Consider the following 16,126-nt stretch of genomic DNA (forward strand, 5'->3'; position numbering starts at 1 on the left):
CAAATAAATTTACGACCTAAATGTAAGTACGCGTATTTTTGAAAATACAGAGTACGTGAGAGATCAATAATGTGGTGGTCGATTGGTCATTGGGTCAAATGCAGCAATGCCTTCAGATAAATCTGCCGATTCGATTCGACGATATAACATTTGCATTTGTTTCTTTAAATCAGCAATTTCGGCATTTTGACGCGCCACTTGATCATTCAGTTGATCAACTAAATCATCTAAAAATGCAATTCGGACTTGCAAATCTTCAATGGGTGCGGAAAATGACGGCTGTTCATCAAGATTTTGTTGTGTAGTCAATTTACACTCCTCATATAAGATTTCAGGAAACATTATGGCCTATATTACTTTAAGGGACGTCCAGCTTGCGTTTGGCGGACCTGCCCTACTCGATGGCGCGAACTTCAGTCTAGAACGTGGCGAACGAGTGTGTTTGATTGGCCGTAATGGTGAAGGTAAGTCTACTTTACTTAAACTGATTGAGGGAAGTTTATTGCCTGATGGCGGTGAAATTTCTCTACAAAATGGCATTACCATTTCCATGTTGGCGCAAGACGTGCCGATGGATTCAGGCCGTGTAGCTGATATTGTAGCAGATGGTGCAGGTGAAGCTGCCTCAGTGCTTCGTGCATACCATGAAGCAAGCGAAGCATGCGTACTTGGCGATATGGATGCGTGTGAGCGCATGGGTAACTTACAACATCAAATGGATCAGCACGATGGCTGGGCGCTTGAAACGAAAGTAAATTCTATTTTAAGCAAAATGGGCTTAGACCCTGAAGCTGATTTAGCCGATTTGTCGGGTGGTCGTAAACGTCGTGTACTTCTTGCGCGTGCACTACTCACTCAACCTGATGTATTACTGCTCGACGAACCGACGAACCATTTGGATGTTGAAAGTATCGAATGGTTAGAAAAATTCCTGCTCGATCAAAACAATCTAACATTATTGTTCATCTCGCATGACCGTTCATTTGTCGACAACATTGCGACCCGTATTGTCGAATTAGATCGCGGTGTTTTACGTAGCTATGACGGTAACTATTCACGTTACTTAGAGCTTAAAGCACAGCAAATGGAAGCGGAAGAAAAGCAAAATGCGCTGTTCGATAAAAAATTGGCTGAAGAAGAAGTTTGGATTCGCCAAGGTATTAAAGCGCGTCGTACACGTAACGAAGGTCGTGTTCGTGCCTTAAAAGCGCTACGTGAAGAATCACGTGCGCGTCGCTCACAACAAGGTAAAGTGAGCATGGCAACCCAAGATGCACAGCGTTCAGGGAAAGTGGTCTTTGAAATCGAAAACTTACGCGTTAAATTCGGTAACAATGATCCAATCATTAAAGATTTCTCGGCACTGGTAATGCGTGGTGACCGTATTGGCCTCGTTGGTGACAATGGTGTCGGTAAAACCACACTGATCAAAGCCATTTTAGGTGAGCAAGAACATGGCGGTAGCGTAAAAACGGGTACCCAGCTTGAAGTCGCTTACTTTGACCAATTGCGTAATGCACTTGACCTTGAAAAGTCAGTCAAAGATAACGTCTCAGAAGGTTCTGACCATGTGGATGTGAACGGTAGTCGTCGTCATATCTACAGCTACTTACAAGATTTCTTGTTCTCTCCAGAGCGTGCACGTACACCAGTCAAAGCACTGTCAGGTGGTGAACGTAACCGTATTCTTTTGGCAAAACTACTCCTTAAACCATCAAACCTGATTGTCATGGATGAACCGACCAATGACTTGGATATGGTGACTTTAGAACTTTTAGAAGAAATGCTCGGTGGCTATAAAGGTACTTTATTATTGATCTCGCATGACCGTGCCTTTATGGACAATGTCGTGACCTCAACTTGGGTATTCGATGGTAAAGGTCATATTGACGAATACATCGGTGGTTACCAAGACTATCTTGAACAACGCCCAGACCAAAATGTGGTTGATCAAAAAAGTGATGTGAAAAAAGCCATTGCCAAAGCCGAAGCTGCTGCAGCGGCAGCTGCGCCCAAGAAGGTCAAACTGAGCTATAAAGATCAACGTGCACTCGACCAACTGCCAAGTGAAATTGAAGCGTTGGAAAAAGAACAAGCCACCCTTTCTGAAAAACTGGCTGATGGTTCTTGGTTCGTCACCGATGCAGACGCTGCGACCAAAGCATCTCAACGTCTTGCAGAAATTGATGATGAAATGCTAGAAAAAATGGAACGTCTTGAAGAACTCGAAATTATGGCGCAAGGCTAATCTCGAATCGTTCTCGTTCTTTTGAAGTATCAGTTCATGCGTGATTTCGCTCGCGCATGAACTGAACTTCATTTAAATCAAAAAAATGAAATAAAAATAATACTTTTTTAAGCCAGATCTCATTTCCTTATCTTAAAATCTTAATATCTCCAAACTGTCTATTTCACTATTCTGATTCAAAATCAGCGTTAACAAATTGAAAATCTAATCCATCCGAATAGGTGTTTCATATGCATCAAAAAGATTTAACCAATACTGTGTACGTGATAAAAATTTTAAGCTGTGCAGTACTGATTGTATTTTTGGCATTAATTTTTGATAAAGACAAAGATACGAACTTTTTTCTCTGGGCATCACTGACGGCTTTTTTCACCATTCAACATGATCTCAGTCAGAAAATTAACTATAGCCAAGTGACTGGGAATTTTATTGGTTCGATTGTTGGGATTTTAATTTGGCTCGGCATGACTAAAGCCAGTTTTTTACACATGTATTACATCAACTTAGAGTACTTGTTTTTTATTTTAGGGATTTTTCTCACCACGCTCATTTGTGTCAGTTGTCGTGCCACACAATATACTGGCATTGCCCTCTCTAGTTTTATGATAGTCTCAGTATATGACTTTGGGCATCATACCCTTGATGGTGCTTTATTAAGAATCGTGTACTGTCTTGTGGGCTGTATCACGGCCTATGGCGTAGAATATATTTGCCAACGTATCTTGCAAAAAAAGCTCCTCAGTTCATCTTAAATGTTCGCAAAATAGAGACCACCATCTTGTGGAAAAATCTATCCTCGTCGTGGCTTGGGCTTTTAATCAAAGCTTGTTATGGTGACATTTAATTTCACAATAAGGCATGAGCATGCAAATTTCAGATCAAATTGTCTTAGTCACAGGTGGTGCACGTGGATTGGGCTTAGCCATAAGCCAAGCACTCATTGCGGAAGGCGCACGTGTGGTCGTAAATTATTTTTCTAGCCAAGCAATGGCAACGCAACTGGCGGCTGAATATCCGCAACAAGTGTTTAGCTACCAAGCCGATGTGACAGATAAAATCCAAGTTGAACAGCTATTTGCTGCCGCAGAAGCGCATTTTGGTAAGGCAATCACCTCTGTGATAAACAATGCCTTAATACATTTTCAGTTTAATGGCGATGCGCGCCCAAAAATTGAAGAACTCACCGCGAAGACTTTACAACAACAATTTGATGGTGCTGTGGTTGCTGCGCTGAATACCACACAGGCAGCACTGACAAATATGAAAGATCATCATTTTGGTCGTATTGTGAATATAGGCACTAATTTGGTTCAGAACCCTGTTGTGCCTTACCATGACTATACCGCAGCAAAAGCGGCTTTATTGGCTTTTACACGTACCGCAGCACATGAATTAGGCGAGTTTGGTATTAACGTCAATATGCTCTCTGGCGGCTTATTACAAAGTACCGATGCCAGTAAAGCGACACCTGATGCTGTCTTTGATCTGATTGCAGCGTCGACTCCCCTTCGCACGGTGACCACACCCGATGAATTTGCCGCTGCCGTCATGATGTTTCTTTCACCCTACTCTCGTGCAGTCACTGGGCAAAACCTCATCGTCGATGGCGGTTTAGTCAAAGGCTAGGTAAATCTAGCATGAAGCTGAACTTTCTCTTTCAATTCAGCTTCATGTTAAACTGCATGCTAATTTTCAATCTTTGATTTTGCCCTATGAGTCAAAAGCCCAAATATCAACCTGGTCAGTTTCAATGGTCTTTCCTACTTCCACAGTATTGGGGAATTTGGATTGGCATTATCTTTCTAATGATTTTGGCAATTTTACCGTGGGCGATTCAGTATCGACTTGGGCAGTTTTTCGGCTCTGTTGCTTTTAACAATCTCAAATCACGCCGTAAAACTACAATTCGTAATTTAGAAGTGTGCTTTCCTGAATGGAGCGCGCAAGAGGTTGAAGCCAATGCTCGACAAGTCTTCATAGATCAAATGATCGGCATTTTTGAAACTTTAAACGCATGGTACAGCCCACAATGGTTTAAAGATCGGGTCCAAATTGAAGGCTTAGAACATATCCAAAATACACAGACCAAGGGCCAAGGTATTCTTTTATTAGGCTTACATTCAACCCTACTGGATGCGGGTGGCTATTTATGTGCTCAATTCTTTGAACCTGATGTGGTATATCGTCCGCAAAATAATCCTTTGCTTGATATGTTGATTGTACGTTGTCGAGCAACCATTTACGCCAAGCAAATTGACCATGATGATATGCGTGGGCTCGTTCGCAACCTGAAAAATGGCCATGCGATTTGGTACAGTCCAGACCAAGATTTTGGACTTAAACAAGGCGTCATGGCACCGTTTTTCGGTACACCTGCGGCAACAGTGACTGCGCATCGTCGTCTAATGAAAATCTCAAAAGCCGCTGCAATTCCGCTGTATTTTTATCGTGACGGTGATATTTCAAATCCGCAGTACCGTCTCATCGTTTCACCACCTTTAGAGCATTTTCCAAGTGAGGATGAAGTTGCTGATGCAACTCGTGTCAATCAAATTATTGAACGCCAACTGCGTATCGCCCCAACCCAATACATGTGGTTCCATCGCCGTTTTAAAACTCGCCCTCAAGGCTATGAAAAAATTTACTGAGTTCAACTCACCGGATAATTAAAAGAGAAATATTATGAAAGTGATGCAGCTTTTACCTGAACTCAACAGTGGTGGTGTTGAACGTGGAACCTTAGAAATTGCCCGCGCATTGGTTGCAGCAGGACATGAGTCATTAGTGGTGTCGAATGGTGGCCGCATGGTCAGCCAGCTTGAAGCCGAAGGCTCAACACACCTGACATTGCCTATTCATAAAAAAGCACTATCAAGTTTGTGGCAAATTTGCCCTTTACGAAAACTGATTCAACAGCAGCAACCCGATATCGTGCATGTCCGTTCACGTGTGCCTGCGTGGTTGACACATTTCGCACTCAAAGGAATTCCAGCTGCCAAGCGCCCCCATTTGATTTCGACTGTACATGGATTTTATTCCATTAACCGCTACAGCCAGATTATGACCCAAGCGGAAAAAGTCATTGCCGTATCTGATAGCGTGGTGCAATACATCACAGACAACTATAAAAACTGCCCGCCAGAAGATATTGTGCGAATTTATCGTGGCATCGACTCTGCGGCATTTCCACATGGTTATCAACCTTCGGTGCAATGGTTAAATCAAACTTTCAAAGATTTTCCTGAACTCGAAAATAAATTTCTGATTTGCTTGCCTGGCCGTATTACTCGCCTCAAAGGGCATGAAACACTCATTGACTTAATGCAGCAGTTGCATCACCAATACCCGAACTTGCATGCCATTGTGGTGGGTGGAGCCGATCCGAAAAAAGCTGCCTATTTACAAGAAATGCAAAACAACATACAGGCTAAAAATTTAGCAGATCGCATAACCTTTGTCGGTCACCGCTCAGATATTCGTGAATGGTTAGCTTTTAGTGATGTGGTTTTATCGCTTTCTAGTCAAGCGGAAACATTTGGTCGTACCGCATTAGAAGCGCTTTCAGTTGGTACGCCTGTCATTGGTTGGAACCGTGGCGGAGTTGCAGAAATTTTGTCACGACTCTATCCACAAGGCTTAATTACGGTGGATGATCAAAGCGCATTGCAAGCGACTGTGAAAAAGCATATCGATACACCTCAGCAGGTTGAACCTGTGCAAGCGTTCAGCTTAAAAGAGATGTGTGATCAAACTTTGGCTGTATATCAACAGATCGTAAAATAAAGTGAATGAATGTTCTTTCGTCTATGAACTCACCAGAGTGTCATAGAAGGAGGATTGTCATCTAACTCTTCCACACGCGATAACGTGCCATGAACCATAACAACAATGGCAACAGCAGCATATGTACAATGTGCTGCAAGCTTTGACCAATACGCCAATAGCCACGATCTAAAATATCATGTCGGGCATTAAACAGCTCACTACCCACAGCAACGATGAGCACCGCCCAAATCGCATAATTAGATTTCAACTGCCGCTGATGACAAAACGCGACAAGAAAGAAAATAATTAAACCCAGATAAATAGAAAAAGCGTCGCTAGATAAATGAGTGATCTGTAATAATTTCTGGTGCCATTCGGACAGCATAGAAGCTCTCTTAAATTCATTTTTTGTTGGATATATTTTTTTCTTGAGCTCAGGATATAAAGAAAATACAGAAAAGAAAAGCAAAATATCGACCGCGCAAATAAAGCAAACCCGAGTTCTGCATCCTGCAAAACTCGGGTCTATGAGGTTGTGCTTTCACAAGTATTTTTTATTTTATATTGGCTTTCCTTACCTGCATCCTATCCGTGATGCTTCCAACGGCTTCGTCTTCCATAGTGGGATATTCCATTCCCATTCCATTTGCCGATGAACAAAGAATAAGTCAATACTGTTGACCTGACCATTCGTCAGAAGCCGAAAGCTTTGTAAGCCATTTCTTACACTTTTCTCTTAAATCAACAATTACTAGACACTTTCGCCCCCATTTTTATAGTCACGGGCAATTTCATCTGTGACAGTTTTCTCTTCTTTTTCAGCCTTTTCTATCCCTTCTTGTATGGCTTCTTGCGCTTCTTGCTCATCTTCATCCGTTTGCTCTAGCTCTTCCTGAATCTGATCGAATACGCGTCCAGTTTGCAAAACCACATACACAGGAAAATGATCTGATCCCATATGGGGTAATCGCTCCATATGAACTAAGGCAAAATCGGTGCTGTGAAAAATATGATCTAGAGACCAACGCAATAGAGGAAAATCAGCATGAAAAGTATTCACAAAATGTCGTCCAACACGTGGATCAAGTAAACCACTAATGCGTTGAAATAATCGAGTGGTACGTGACCAAGCGACATCGTTCAAGTCTCCCATCACGATACAACTTTCATCAATATCTTTAATTTGATCACCCACAATCAACAGCTCGGCATCACGTAAAGTTGAGTCTTTCGCTTCAGTTGGGCTCGGCGGTTTCGGGTGCAAACAATACAATTGAACTTGATTACCTGAAGGCAAAGTCACCCGTGTATGAATAGAAGGAATTTCATCACTTAAGATGAATTTGACTTCGGTTTCAGTCAATTCCAACTTACTGTACAAATGCATCCCATATAGATTATCAAGCGGTACAGGTACACGATGAGGATAATCCGACTCGATCACCGAAAGTTCATTTTGCCACGTTTGATCGGTCTCTAAAGTGAGCACCAAATCTGGTTGATGCTTTTGAATGAGATCAATCAGTAAATGATATTTCGTGTTTGGTGTCAGTACATTAGAAACAATCAGTGATATCTGCTTATCCTTATTTAACTGTGATGCTTTGACCTGCTTGACTTGTTTTTTCCAAAAGAAGGTATAAGGCAAGACCATTTTCAACTGAAAAGCCAAAGCTGCGATCAGGCCAATTAAAATTAGCTTCCGCACCCAATCCCATTCTGCATTCCAAAAGATTAGAAAAACAAAAGCCACCAGCCCCACTGCTAAAATCTGCAAGCGGGGAAAATCTGAGCCGCGAAACCACCATTCATCTCGTGGGATTAACGACCAAAAAGACAGCCATATGACGATACCCGCGAATATTTCAATCCAAATCATGCTGCCTCCTTTTATATTCTTAATTTTTTATTGATTCATAAATTTATATCAGTTTTGCATGTAACATAAACAAGATATATTGCACAATATTATTGGTGTTTTCATTATGTAGCGCTTGCAGTTATGCGCCCTTTTGGTACACTCGAACCCCCTTTTATTTTTTAACGCACCGAGGCAAAGTGACATGAAAGTAGGTCTGGTCGGTTGGCGCGGGATGGTTGGTTCCGTCCTTATGCAACGTATGGTTGAAGAAAACGATTTTGCTCATTTTGAGCCGTTTTATTTCTCTACCAGTAATGCAGGTGGTGAAGCCCCTGCGTTTGGTGGTAAGACTGCCCCAGCACTTATGGATGCATCAGACATTAACAGTCTGAAGCAAATGGATGTCATTATTACCTGCCAAGGTGGCGATTATACGACTGAAGTATTCCCTAAGCTTAAAGCTGAAGGTTGGAACGGTTACTGGATCGATGCTGCATCTACCCTACGTATGGATGATGAAGCGATTATCGTCCTTGACCCAGTCAACATGAACGTGATCAAAGACGGTTTAGTGAAAGGCACGAAAACTTTCGTGGGCGGTAACTGTACTGTTTCATTGATGTTAATGGGCTTAGGCGGTCTATTCCAGAACAATCTTGTGGAATGGGCAACATCGATGACGTATCAAGCTGCATCAGGTGCAGGCGCGCAAAATATGCGTGAATTGATCTCAGGCATGGGCTACCTTTACAACAACACTAAAGATTTGTTGGATGATCCACGTTCTCCAATTTTAGATATCGATTCTAAAATTGCAGAATTACAACGTGGTGAAGGCTTCCCAGCTGCAAACTTTGGCGTGCCTTTAGCAGGCTCACTCATTCCTTACATCGACAAACAACTTGAAAGCGGTCAGTCGAAAGAAGAATGGAAAGGTCAAGTTGAAACCAACAAGATCTTGGGCAACCAACAAATCGTTCCTATCGATGGTCACTGTGTTCGTATTGGCGCAATGCGTTGCCATTCACAAGCGTTGACTTTGAAACTACGTAAAGACGTTCCTTTAGATGAAATCGAAGATATCATCGCAAGTGCAAACGACTGGTCTAAAGTGGTTCCAAATACACGTGAAGCGTCGATGACTGACCTCACTCCAGTTGCAGTAACAGGGACTTTATCTGTACCTGTAGGCCGTCTACGTAAACTCAACATGGGTAAAGAATACCTAGGTGCATTTACCGTAGGTGACCAATTACTTTGGGGTGCGGCTGAACCTTTACGTCGTATGCTCCGAATTCTGATCGATTATAAAAATGCTTAAGTATTTTTAAATCTATGAATAAGAAGCCGATCACAATTGATCGGCTTTTTTATGTAACTATCGTGTAAGTATTTTACAATTCTGCGACAAGTCGCTAATCTATAATTTTCGCCATGCGACATATATTCGAGCTAAAGATTAAGATGACCGTATATAACAAATTAAAGATCGCCATTTTAGCCGTTATTGCTTCTCAAAACATTCATGCGATCAATATTGATCCTGTCCAAGTACAGTCAGCACCTGGGGAGTTGCTGTATGCAGAGATCCATTTTCGCAATTCAGATACATCTGTACCCCTAAATGCAAGTTTAGCCAGTGCAGAAGATTTACACAGCATGGGTACAGGTCACCAACCACCAGGCCATCTGAACTTTTTTACTCGCCGTGATGGCGCAGGCAATGGTGTGATTACCATCACCTCTTCACGTCCAGTCACAGATGCTGAACTCAATTTCATTGTAAATATCAAAGAAGGCAATGCATCTCGCCTACAGGCGATTAAAACGCCACTGAAACGTAGTACACCGAGTTCAAATGCCAATATCACACGAAGTAACGAGCGTCCATTAGCACCAGTAATTATCGTCAATGAAAAAGATATTGCCTTAAATTTACCCGTAAGTACGCTGTATACTGCGAAACCAGTTATTTCAACAGAAACACCATTATTATTAAGCTCAAAAATGCCACCCAAATTGGCACAACTTCCAACGTCATCCACACCCGTTGCGATTGAACCGTCAGCACATGTACAGAACTATTCCGTTGCTGTCCCTAATCAAAACAGTGCAGCAAATAACGTAGCAACACCAGCACAAACTCAAACAGCAGCAGTTAACCCTTCACAAGCCAATACAGCATCGAAATCAAATCAGATGTCTTCTGCTTCTGTTTCGCAAGACCCACTGGCCAAGAAATATGCTGAAGAAGTGGCTGCTAAAGGCCTAGAAAAAACAGTAAATCAAACGCCACTTTCTGCACGGGCACCCGAATCTGTACCAACAGCGGCACAAACAACAACGAAATATGTCGTGCAATCCAATGAAAGCTTATGGGGAATTGCCTCTCTTATTGCAGCCGAACAAAACCGCCCAGTTTCAGATGTAATGAAACAAATCAAAACCAGCAATGAACATGCATTTATTCAAGGTGATGTGAATCGTTTACGTCGCGGTGCGGCTTTAAATTTAAATGGGGCAAAGCCATCAAAACAGCCAGAAAAAATCTCTGCAGCTGAACTTGCAAAAGCCCCATCAAATCAATCTGGCAAGACCAAGTACCGTTTGAACCAAGCTGAAATGAGCTTAGTCGCAGAGAAAGCAAAAGATTCAACTCCAGCTTCTGCAAACAGTGCGGCAGAAAAAAACAAAACATCGAACGAGTTATCATTAAAAGTTATGACATCTCGTGAAAAAACCGTTAAATTACAGAGAAACGTAACTCAATTAGAATTGGCACTAAATCAAAAGGATCACAGAATTCAACTATTAAATGCGCGTCTAGCTCAATTGCAACAACAATTGAAAGCTCAACAAGCAGATAAACGAAGCCAATAGACTAAAACGTTACACATGATGATTTTATAGGGAAGAGTGCACTTTTATCACTCTATCTCCAAGGGGTTAAAACATGCTGATTTATGTGATTCCATTAGTGATCTTAGTGATCGTTTTGGTGATTTTTAACAAACGCCAAAAAACGCAAGAATCAGATAAAACCAAAACTACACCAACCAAGTCTAAAAAATCAGCTGCATCATCAAAAGTTACAGCAAATAAAACTCAGGTTGTTGAAAGTTCGCTAGTCGAGAAAAAGCCGACAACTGCATTAACTGCAGAAACACGTAATAAAATTGAAATGTTGATCGCAGAACGTAATTTCTTCTCTGCTGAAGCACAAATCAACCAATCTTTAAAACGTGATAATTCTCAGCATGAGCTGTATCTTTATCTCCTTGATATTCATATTCTGCAAAAAGATGAATTTGCAATCAGCCAACTTTTAAGTCATATCCGCTCACTCGAATTAGATGACATTCTTGAGCAAGCTGAGGCTAAAAAAGCTGAGTTTGAAAACTCTCAAAATGTAACAGATGATGCAGTCACTTTCGTTTCGCTAGTCACTGAAGAATCACCTGTCGCAGCACAAAGTAACTCTGCATTTGATGCTTTAATTGACAATACAACGCCTGCACCAGTTGAAGCAAAAGTTGAAGAAATTAAACCTCTGGATTTTAATTTCACTTCTACACCTAAAATTACAGAAGAAACACCTGCACCAGAAGCAAACGTCGTAGAGAGTAAAGCTGTAGAATTTGATTCATTTTCAGTTCAACCTAAAATTGAAGAAGACCAAACACCTGTTGAAACTCCAGCTACTAGCGAAATCAAGCCTCTCGATTTTTCAATGGACTTTGCGCCAGCTGCAGATAAACCTACAGATGTTGTAGTAGAAACTGAAGTTGCTGAAAAAATTGAGCCCCTAGATTTCTCATTTACGACAGATATTCCAGCCAAAGAAGAAAGTGCTGCTGAAACACCTGCATTGAATTTTGATTTAGGCTCATTTGATACCGCTAAAACTGAAGAAGCTGCCGCACCTAGCGTTGATTTTAATTTAGATACGCTCAATGAAAAACCAGCAGCGCCTGCCTCTACGGGTGTCAATTTTGATATTAGTGGTATCAGCGCACAGACCACCTCAGCGACAGATCAAAATGATCCATTGGTTCAATCTTTCCCTGAATTGGTTAACATCAATGAAGCTGCGTTAAATATTGAATTGGCTGAGCAATATATCAAACTCGGTCTATATGAAGCTGCACGTGAATTATTGACAGAAAAGGAAGCTGAATTTTCTGCTGAACAACGCCAACAAGCAGAACAGTTACTGAATCAAATCGCTTCTTAACGTAAAGCACTTTAAAATAAAGCAGTCTTCTATGGCTGCTTTTTTTATGATGAAAAAAATTGCTTTAATTTATATGGGTGGAACGTTTGGTTGTATCGGTGAACCACTTAGTCCAATGCCCGCAGATACTTTTCTGCCAAAATTATCACATGTGCTGCCCCTCGACATGCATATCGACTGTTTTGTCGCCCCTGCCATTCGTGACAGTAGTGCCTGTACAGCATCGGACTGGTTAGCGCTGATTCAGCAAATTCAAGCCCTACAATTAAAGCAATATCAACATTTCGTCATCATTCATGGCACAGACACCTTAAGCTATGCCAGTGCAGTCTTAGCTCAATTTATCGGGCAATCTGCACATGTTGTGCTCACAGGCAGTCAATATCCCTTACTCAATATTCAAGGCGATAATACGCGGGAATTCACCGATGCCATTGATAACTTAAATTTCGCCTTAAATGCCGTGGTGAAATCATCTGTTGGTGTTTATCTGGCATTTCGCCATCAACTTATTCATGGTCAATCTGCATTAAAGGTACACACGACTGAACTGCGTGCCTTTGAGGGTCTAGATGCCAATCATGAAATTCAGCAAGTTTTAGCACCATATATCGTACAAGAGTCAGATCTAGCACAAAGTGCTCAGTTTAACTGCTTAAGCATCATGTGGCAGCCGCTCTCACCCGAATTACAAGTTCAAAACCTACGTAACCTCCTTGTTCATTTGCCACATGTACTTATCCTGCAAGGTTTTGGTACAGGAAATATTGCTGTAAATGCTGACCTCATTAATACCTTAAAAGAAATTCAACAACATGGCTGTGCTGTTGTACTGAGTACGCAAGTCAGTTTTGGTGGCATTGACCAGCGCTATGCTGTCAGTTCTTGGATTCAAGACAGTGGCCTCTTTCTCAGCAATTGCATGGGACATGCAGATCTATATGCCAAATGCTTAAAAATGTATTTACAATACGGCAGCGCAGCAAATTGGGCTACGCATTGGAACGATTAAGTCTTTTGAGGTAACTATGCAACGTTTTGCAATTGGGATTGAGTTTTGCGGTATGCAGTACAAAGGGTGGCAAACACAGCAACCTGGTGTACCGAGCGTACAAGAAACCATTGAAACCGTGCTCAGCAAAGTTGCCAATGAACCGATTATGTTACATGGCGCAGGTCGTACTGATGCAGGCGTGCATGCCACCAATATGGTGGCACATTTTGACACCCACGCCATTCGTCCGATTCGTGGCTGGCTCATGGGCAGCAATAGTCAACTACCGCGTGATATTTCTATCCAATGGATTAAAGAAATGGATCAAGACTTTCATGCTCGCTTTAAAGCACAAGCACGTCGCTATCGCTATGTGGTATATAACAATGCCCAACGCCCAGCTTTACTGCATAAGCAAGTGACGCATGTCTATGCCAAACTTGATGTAGAAAAAATGCAACTTGCCGCAGCTAAATTTGAAGGCACTCATAATTTTGAAAGCTTTCGTGCAGCTGCCTGCCAGTCCAATCAACCCGTACGCCATGTGAGTCATTGCCGTCTAATTCAGCACGGCTGCTATTTAGTGCTAGATATTCAAGCAGATGGTTTTTTACATCATATGGTTCGAAATATCATGGGATGCTTACTTGAAGTGGGTCAAGGCATGTATGAGATTGACCATATTGACGCAATTTTTGCAGCTGAAGACCGTAAAGCAGCAGGGGTTACGGCTCCACCAGATGGGCTATATTTTATTCATGCAGACTATCCTGCACAATTTGAATTACCTCAAACACCGCTTGGTCCACATTGGTTGAATATGCCTGAATAGAAAATCCCTCCCAACCTCCCTTTCTAAAAAGGGAGGAGCAATCCCTCACCTTTAAAATGGGTTTAGAAAAGTCTCTTTTGAAAATAAGCGAAGCTCCACTCCTTTGTTAAAGGAGGGGTTAGGGGGGGATTTTATCTAAGATCAACTTTAACGCTGTTTACGCTTTCTATATTCCACTGGCGTTTCATTGGTCCAGCGTTTAAAAGCTCGATAGAATGTACTCGGTTCAGAGAAGCCGGTTAAGTACACAATCCGCTCAACACTCTCACTGGTATTCGCCAAAAGCTTTTTCGCCAAACGACAGCGGTAATCCGACAAGATTTGTTGGAAGCTGGTATTTGCCTCTGAAAGCTGTGTACGTAAACGGCGCGGCGTAATATTTAACTGTGCGGCTACCGTTTCCAAAGTAGTTTCACCACTTTCCAACGTCGAACCAATGGCACGACGCACCTCACCAACCAAGTCGTAACGTGCTAACTCTTGAAGCTTCTCGATTGCCAACTGTTCATGCAATTGTAATAGCTCAGGTTCAGCTTGCCACAATTGATATTCTAAAATGGCAGGATCGAAGTACAGACGCGTTTCTTTTTGCCCCAAGCTCACAGGACATTCAAACACACGGAAATATTCATCATCAGGTGCGCCTTGACTGAAGTTAAAGTCAATATAAATCGGCTGGAAACGCCCTTCAGTAAGAAACTTGAAGAAACGAAGTACACCTGACATCGCACATTCAGAGAAATGCCGATTGACGATATTTTCTGCCCAAGGCTGATGACCATTGGTGAGATAGCATCGATCATCCTCAATCACCAATTGCGCATGAAAAGCATCGCTAATTAAGCGCTGATAAGCCAAAGCACGCTTTAAGCCTTCACCAAAATTTTCGGATGAAATAAACAGGTGCTCAATCACTTGCCCACGATATAGTGGTAAATGCTCGCCCAGATGCAAACCAATATCAGGGTCCTTACTGACCTCTTCTGCTGCCACCCAAAATGCAAATTGTGCATTGAGAGGTGTACGGTCATTGGTTTCAACCTGATTTAATGCCACACCCGCTTTTGTTAAAATTTCTTCTGTTGGTAATCCTGCACGTCGAATTGCTTGATACCCTAAACGCAACACTACAGATGCATCAGTTAGCTGACCCACTCCAAAACCTTCCTTGTATGTACTTCATTTATACTTAAAAAGATTGAAATTAGATTAACTGCGATTGACCAAACTGACAACAGTTCCTCAGCTTTTTTTGTAGAAAAAGTTTAACTGTAGTGTTCGCTTATTTTACTGACAGTCGATCAGTTCAAAGCCTTTTACGGCTTGTATTCTGCAAATAAATTGACTATAATTTGCGCCTTTCCAATTTATTCTTTTAGGTAGGCTATGGCCAATAAAGAGGAACTCATCGAGTTCGAAGGCGTTGTCACCGAGACGCTTCCTAATACTATGTTCCGTGTACGTTTAGAAAACGGTCATGAAGTGATTGCCCACATCTCTGGTAAAATGCGTAAACACTATATTCGTATTTTGACTGGCGACAGTGTTAAAGTAGAAATGACACCTTATGACTTAACTAAGGGTCGTATCACTTATCGTGCACGCTAAGTTTTAGCGAAGCAAAAAAGCCACTTATCAGTGGCTTTTTTTAAATCTTGATTTAAATAATTGATGAAAATTTGACTCAATGTATGTTTTTGATTTAGAGTTGAAAATCATAAAAATTCAATACATTGAAGCCATATAACAATGAAATTTAACAGTAAAATTCTTATACTCGTCGCTCCAATTCTCTGTGCTGCCTGTGCCACAACCAGTCAAAACAAAATCAATCAGTCATTACAACACTATGTTGGACAGTCGCCAGATCAAGTTCGACAACAACTTAATTTAACTCAGTTCGGTTATAAAGTTTCAGAAGCACCGATACAAACGCCAGACAAACTCAGCTATACCATTTTACGCAAGATGCCGATACCAATGGGTACGCCAAATCTAGGCACAAGCATCACTATGGGTGCACCGATTCCTACACCATCCAACGGTAGTCTAAATATTGATATGAAATGTCAAATTGATTTCATACTTCGTGACAACCGTGTGGAATCGATCCAGTACATTGGCAAGGCATGTTAATCCTGTAGAATTTTTATCATTAAATAAATCAAAACCTTACTACAGGTCATGCCCTA

Annotated in this window: 16 protein-coding genes; 12 read left to right on the top strand and 4 right to left on the bottom strand. The window is 41.7% G+C overall.

Annotation, left to right across the window (positions count from 1 at the left end; translation table 11 throughout):
* Positions 1-63 precede the first annotated feature (63 nt).
* The gene (locus B9T33_RS00195) at positions 64-309 is read right to left on the bottom strand and encodes a SlyX family protein (RefSeq protein ID WP_086177312.1); all 246 of its coding nucleotides are present in this window, start codon (positions 307-309) and stop codon (positions 64-66) included.
* Positions 310-343: 34 nt separating this feature from the next.
* On the opposite strand from B9T33_RS00195, the gene B9T33_RS00200 reads away from it, so the two are divergent.
* The 5 genes from B9T33_RS00200 (at position 344) to B9T33_RS00220 (ending at position 6,031) form a co-directional block, all read left to right on the top strand.
* Positions 344-2,248, top strand: coding sequence for an ATP-binding cassette domain-containing protein (locus tag B9T33_RS00200; protein ID WP_086176962.1), 1,905 nt, complete (start codon positions 344-346; stop codon positions 2,246-2,248).
* 230 nt (positions 2,249-2,478) lie between these two features.
* Positions 2,479-3,000 carry an FUSC family protein gene (locus B9T33_RS00205; RefSeq protein WP_086176963.1) on the top strand — a complete coding sequence of 174 codons (522 nt, stop codon included), beginning with the start codon at positions 2,479-2,481 and terminating at the stop codon, positions 2,998-3,000.
* Between the two features lie 112 nt (positions 3,001-3,112).
* Complete coding sequence (locus B9T33_RS00210; RefSeq protein ID WP_086176964.1) at positions 3,113-3,874, top strand: 3-oxoacyl-ACP reductase; 762 nt, start codon at positions 3,113-3,115, stop codon at positions 3,872-3,874.
* An 86-nt stretch (positions 3,875-3,960) separates the two neighbouring features.
* Entirely contained in the window at positions 3,961-4,896 is a 936-nt protein-coding gene (gene lpxL, locus B9T33_RS00215; RefSeq protein ID WP_086176965.1) for an LpxL/LpxP family Kdo(2)-lipid IV(A) lauroyl/palmitoleoyl acyltransferase, read from the top strand.
* Positions 4,897-4,930: 34 nt separating this feature from the next.
* Positions 4,931-6,031 carry a glycosyltransferase family 4 protein gene (locus tag B9T33_RS00220; RefSeq protein ID WP_086176966.1) on the top strand — a complete coding sequence of 367 codons (1,101 nt, stop codon included), beginning with the start codon at positions 4,931-4,933 and terminating at the stop codon, positions 6,029-6,031.
* 61 nt (positions 6,032-6,092) lie between these two features.
* Here the strand turns inward: B9T33_RS00220 and B9T33_RS00225 are convergent, their stop codons facing one another.
* On the bottom strand, positions 6,093-6,398 hold the full coding sequence (locus B9T33_RS00225) for a hypothetical protein (RefSeq protein WP_086176967.1): 306 nt from the start codon (positions 6,396-6,398) through the stop codon (positions 6,093-6,095).
* Between the two features lie 366 nt (positions 6,399-6,764).
* Positions 6,765-7,892, bottom strand: coding sequence for an endonuclease/exonuclease/phosphatase family protein (locus tag B9T33_RS00235; RefSeq protein ID WP_086176968.1), 1,128 nt, complete (start codon positions 7,890-7,892; stop codon positions 6,765-6,767).
* A 184-nt stretch (positions 7,893-8,076) separates the two neighbouring features.
* On the opposite strand from B9T33_RS00235, the gene asd reads away from it, so the two are divergent.
* The 5 genes from asd to truA all read left to right on the top strand — a co-directional run bounded on the left by asd (position 8,077) and on the right by truA (position 13,934).
* The gene (asd, locus tag B9T33_RS00240) at positions 8,077-9,195 is read left to right on the top strand and encodes an aspartate-semialdehyde dehydrogenase (protein ID WP_086176969.1); all 1,119 of its coding nucleotides are present in this window, start codon (positions 8,077-8,079) and stop codon (positions 9,193-9,195) included.
* 143 nt (positions 9,196-9,338) lie between these two features.
* The gene (locus B9T33_RS00245) at positions 9,339-10,754 is read left to right on the top strand and encodes a FimV family protein (RefSeq protein WP_086176970.1); all 1,416 of its coding nucleotides are present in this window, start codon (positions 9,339-9,341) and stop codon (positions 10,752-10,754) included.
* A gap of 73 nt (positions 10,755-10,827) precedes the next feature.
* On the top strand, positions 10,828-12,108 hold the full coding sequence (locus B9T33_RS00250) for a hypothetical protein (RefSeq protein WP_086176971.1): 1,281 nt from the start codon (positions 10,828-10,830) through the stop codon (positions 12,106-12,108).
* 49 nt (positions 12,109-12,157) lie between these two features.
* Positions 12,158-13,120: an asparaginase gene (locus tag B9T33_RS00255; protein ID WP_086177313.1), complete on the top strand. Its 963-nt coding sequence runs from the start codon at positions 12,158-12,160 to the stop codon at positions 13,118-13,120.
* A gap of 16 nt (positions 13,121-13,136) precedes the next feature.
* Positions 13,137-13,934: a tRNA pseudouridine(38-40) synthase TruA gene (truA, locus tag B9T33_RS00260; RefSeq protein WP_086176972.1), complete on the top strand. Its 798-nt coding sequence runs from the start codon at positions 13,137-13,139 to the stop codon at positions 13,932-13,934.
* Positions 13,935-14,081: 147 nt separating this feature from the next.
* On the opposite strand, the gene B9T33_RS00265 is transcribed toward truA, so the two are convergent.
* Entirely contained in the window at positions 14,082-15,089 is a 1,008-nt protein-coding gene (locus tag B9T33_RS00265; protein ID WP_086176973.1) for an AraC family transcriptional regulator, read from the bottom strand.
* A 231-nt stretch (positions 15,090-15,320) separates the two neighbouring features.
* On the opposite strand from B9T33_RS00265, the gene infA reads away from it, so the two are divergent.
* Both infA and B9T33_RS00275 read left to right on the top strand, forming a co-directional pair.
* Entirely contained in the window at positions 15,321-15,542 is a 222-nt protein-coding gene (gene infA / locus B9T33_RS00270) for a translation initiation factor IF-1 (protein ID WP_001284370.1), read from the top strand.
* Between the two features lie 141 nt (positions 15,543-15,683).
* Entirely contained in the window at positions 15,684-16,070 is a 387-nt protein-coding gene (locus B9T33_RS00275; protein ID WP_086176974.1) for a hypothetical protein, read from the top strand.
* Positions 16,071-16,126 lie beyond the last annotated feature (56 nt).

Source organism: Acinetobacter sp. ANC 5054, from assembly GCF_002135295.1.
Classification (GTDB): domain Bacteria; phylum Pseudomonadota; class Gammaproteobacteria; order Pseudomonadales; family Moraxellaceae; genus Acinetobacter.

Coding starts and splice junctions, on each gene's coding strand:
- B9T33_RS00200 (WP_086176962.1), top strand. CDS start 344: ATGGCCTATATTACTTTAAGGGACGTCCAGCTTGCGTTTGGCGGACCT.
- B9T33_RS00205 (WP_086176963.1), top strand. CDS start 2,479: ATGCATCAAAAAGATTTAACCAATACTGTGTACGTGATAAAAATTTTA.
- B9T33_RS00210 (WP_086176964.1), top strand. CDS start 3,113: ATGCAAATTTCAGATCAAATTGTCTTAGTCACAGGTGGTGCACGTGGA.
- lpxL (WP_086176965.1), top strand. CDS start 3,961: ATGAGTCAAAAGCCCAAATATCAACCTGGTCAGTTTCAATGGTCTTTC.
- B9T33_RS00220 (WP_086176966.1), top strand. CDS start 4,931: ATGAAAGTGATGCAGCTTTTACCTGAACTCAACAGTGGTGGTGTTGAA.
- B9T33_RS00225 (WP_086176967.1), bottom strand. CDS start 6,398: ATGCTGTCCGAATGGCACCAGAAATTATTACAGATCACTCATTTATCT.
- B9T33_RS00235 (WP_086176968.1), bottom strand. CDS start 7,892: ATGATTTGGATTGAAATATTCGCGGGTATCGTCATATGGCTGTCTTTT.
- asd (WP_086176969.1), top strand. CDS start 8,077: ATGAAAGTAGGTCTGGTCGGTTGGCGCGGGATGGTTGGTTCCGTCCTT.
- B9T33_RS00245 (WP_086176970.1), top strand. CDS start 9,339: ATGACCGTATATAACAAATTAAAGATCGCCATTTTAGCCGTTATTGCT.
- B9T33_RS00250 (WP_086176971.1), top strand. CDS start 10,828: ATGCTGATTTATGTGATTCCATTAGTGATCTTAGTGATCGTTTTGGTG.
- B9T33_RS00255 (WP_086177313.1), top strand. CDS start 12,158: ATGAAAAAAATTGCTTTAATTTATATGGGTGGAACGTTTGGTTGTATC.
- truA (WP_086176972.1), top strand. CDS start 13,137: ATGCAACGTTTTGCAATTGGGATTGAGTTTTGCGGTATGCAGTACAAA.
- infA (WP_001284370.1), top strand. CDS start 15,321: ATGGCCAATAAAGAGGAACTCATCGAGTTCGAAGGCGTTGTCACCGAG.
- B9T33_RS00275 (WP_086176974.1), top strand. CDS start 15,684: ATGAAATTTAACAGTAAAATTCTTATACTCGTCGCTCCAATTCTCTGT.